This is a genomic window from Paraglaciecola sp. (assembly GCF_051252315.1).
In the GTDB taxonomy this organism is placed as follows: Bacteria; Pseudomonadota; Gammaproteobacteria; order Enterobacterales; family Alteromonadaceae; genus Paraglaciecola.
This window is the reverse complement of the sequence record NZ_JBPOFP010000216.1, coordinates 1-3451: the sequence shown is the minus strand read 5'-3', so window position 1 is coordinate 3451 and position 3451 is coordinate 1. Positions and strand designations below refer to the sequence as shown.

The 3451-nt window shown below is 43.2% G+C and carries 2 protein-coding genes; both read right to left on the bottom strand.

Translation table 11 applies throughout. From position 1 onward, the window contains the following. Positions 1–20: 20 nt before the first annotated feature. Entirely contained in the window at positions 21–2447 is a 2427-nt protein-coding gene (locus tag ACSHXM_RS21320) for a beta strand repeat-containing protein (protein ID WP_435692350.1), read from the bottom strand. Between the two features lie 83 nt (positions 2448–2530). Further along, positions 2531–3391: a phage capsid protein gene (locus ACSHXM_RS21315; protein WP_435692352.1), complete on the bottom strand. Its 861-nt coding sequence runs from the start codon at positions 3389–3391 to the stop codon at positions 2531–2533. Positions 3392–3451: the final 60 nt, after the last annotated feature.

The following is a 3451-nucleotide window of genomic DNA, read 5'->3' as shown; positions in this document are numbered from 1 at the left end:
GAATCCACTAGGCGTATGAGTTATGCGCTTGTTAAGTAAGTTATTGAAAAGTAAATTTGTGTGCTTGCTGTTATTTTAGAATCAAATGTAGACAAGCCAGTACCGCTACCATCAGTTAAAACAAAGTAAGAATTAGTTTCGGTAGCAAGACCCACAATATCACCACAAGAGCCTGATGCTATAAACTTTACCGCCAACGATACACCTACATCACCTCGCCTATTTGTACCATTAACAATTGCAAAAGGAAGGTTTATTAATATATCACCCACAGGGGAAGAAATACCACTAACAATTGCCAAGCCAGTGCAAGTGACTTTATTGCCTATTTTAGTATATGAGCCTTGGTTATAGCTACTGTTTAGAGTGATTGAGCCAGACACGCTAGGTGTAGCTGTCAAAAGGTACTCCCCAGTCTCATAATCATCCAACTTATTAGCCGCACCAGTCCCGCCAAGATACACACCGCCAGATAGGTAGAGGTCTTTGAAGCGAGCGCCTGTGCTACCTAACGAAATAAGACCGTCTCGAACTGTGCCTGTTGTGGTGTTAAAAGGCTGTACGGCGTCGGCAGATGAATTTGTAAATAAGCCAACATCTCCTGTACCTACGTAAAGTTGAGAAGAGGCAACACCAATCGACCCAACTGTTGAGCCGTCTTTTAGCAGTCTAACTATTTCTCCATCACTTGACAGTCGATTAAAAAATGCAGGATTTCCATTAGTGTATGTAGCACCTAATCTACCATCTGCCCGTGCTTCTATACCCTGCACCGCTGAATTAAGACTTGTCTTGCCAACCAACAAGTTTCCAGAGCTGTCTATGCGTGCTCGCTCTGTGGCGCTTGTACCAAACCTTAAACTGCCGCTGTTTCTTTCCCACACATACCCATCAACACCATATTGAAAAACTTCAAGACCATCATTTGCAGATGAAGCAGCACCATTAGTTAGGTGAACTGAAGCACCAGCTGTAGTGCTATGCACATGAACTGTATTCGTATAATTAGTGGTAGGACTAGCCGTACCAATCCCTACGTTGCCTGCTGAGTCTATGCGCATGCGTTCTGAGCCGTTGGTATCAAAAGCCAACTCATTAGATGCAGTTGAACCGTCAGTAATATTTTTAATCTCTGAGTGTCTATTAGCAGTGCCGAACTTAGTGCCCCATAAACGAATAGTCGCTGTTTCATTATTACTATCATCAGAATTAGGGATAATCTCAATTGCAGGAGTACCGCCCACATTTTCGTTAATAGCCAATGAGGCTGTAGGAGTCATTCCGCTTGAAGTGCCTATCTCTAAGCTCTCAGCACTAGCATCCCACACCATCTTCGCAGTCGTACCAGTGTCTTCATAGAAGGATACGTCGCCGCCGTCCGTAACTCTAATGCCATTTCTTGTATTTAGATTGGCATTCCATCCGATAACAAAATCTTCACTAGTAGACGCTACACCCGCATAAAAATCACTTGTTGGTGCGTCAAACTTTAACCCTACATTTCCAGAAGTCCCACCACTTCTAGTTATAACTAGCGGTGTTGCTGAGCCGCTATCAAGAGTTGTAGAACCATCAACCACCAAGCCATCCGCAGTCACTGTGCCTATAACGTCAACAGCACCAGAAAAACTACCAGTACCAAAGCTAACATTATCATTAGGCTGAACAGCCGAGTCAGCAAGTGCACCTTGTGCGGTTGTGGCTTTGCCGTTTAACTGTGTTTGAATGTTAGAGGTTACACCGTCTGTGTAGTTCAGTTCTGTAGTAGACGCTGTAATACCATCAAGAGTGTTTAGCTCCGTAGTAGTAGCTGTTAGTCCATCAGTAATGTTAAGCTCTGCGGTGGTCGCTGTAATACCATCAAGAGTGTTTAGCTCTGCGGCTGTAGCGGTAACACCTAAACTAGCAATAGCTGTATCACCACTCTCAGTAACAAAGTTTGTACCATCCGCTACAATAAAACTTCCATCAGTAGGGATTAAAATTGAAATGTCCGTAAGCTGTGCATCTAATGGCTGTTTATTACTTAACTGTGTCTGAATGTTAGAGGTTACACCGTCTACGAAGTTAAGCTCAGCAGTCGTTGCAGTTACACCATCTAACAGGTTTAACTCTGCTGTAGAGCCTGTGAAGCCGTCTAGCTTGTTAATCTCTGTAGCTGTAGCCGTAACACCGTCAAGGATGTTTAACTCTGCTGTTGTAGCTGTTAAGCCGTCTAGGCTGTTTAGTTCTGTTGCAGACGCAGTGATTTCCACTCCATCAATACGGAGTGTAGCTGCATCTAAGTCTGTAGGGGAAGTTGATAGTTCAATGATTGTGCCGTCAGCTTTCTTTGTAAACAAACGCTTGTCTACTAAGTTGACCGCTAATTCACCAACTGCTATATCGCCTGTAACAGGGATTGCAGAGGCTGTGGAACTTCTTTTGATTTGTATTGTCGTTGACATTTACTTTTCCTGTATTGGATGTGTATTTAGAATTATTTATAATAGAGGCTCGTTAGAACCCCTATGAAAATAACTCTAGGCTATTAAGCCGGTAAAGCGATAACTAAACCTGACTCTGGACGGTAAACGTCTAAGCCATAAAGTGTATCAGCAGTATACAAGGTTGCTAAGAACTCTTGCTTATACTGAGTTTGTGAACGTACAGCCATTTGCTCGCATAATACGAACGCATCTTTGTGCATTAACAGACCTGCTTTAACACCAGTTTCCATGACAGGAGCGTTAGTAGAAACGTATACGTCAATACCATACAACGTACCAATCTTACCAGTAGATACGCTACGTCCGTCTACAAAGTCTGCTGAGTTATAACGGTCAATACCACGAATCTCATTAACAGCAGATGGTGGGATTACTAAACAACGACTATCCATTGGGACGTTCTCGTCATCAAGTGCTTGGATAAGGTCACGGAAACCATTATCGTTGAAAGCACCGACATCGCCTGCACCGTCTGCATCGTATGCTTCAGCAGCACCAGTAGAAGCGTTAAACTGATAAGAAGCAGAGTGAACCCAAGAAGAACCGTCACCGTCGCCTAGTTTCTTACCTAGTGCGAACAAGTCTTGGTCAACTTTAAGACCTAGTGCATAGCCTGCATCTTCTGTGTAGAAACGACGAAGTGAATCGAACGCTTGTACGTCTGTAATGTCTTCAATAAGACGTGAATACTCGAAGTGGCTGTCGATAGTGATAATCAATTCGTCATTTGCGTTCTGTTGAATTGTTACTGTATCAGCAGCAGTCTTAGCGTTAGCTGTACCACGAGTAGGCTTAGGGATATGCATAGTATCCCCTTTCTTACCCTTCATAGGCATCTTTTGAACTAGGTTTGCTAGTACAAGAGATTTCTTATATGCAGCGATGACTTCATCACTCCACAATTCCAAATAGCATTACGGCTATTCCGACTATCGCATCACAAGACAGCTAATATAGCTTCC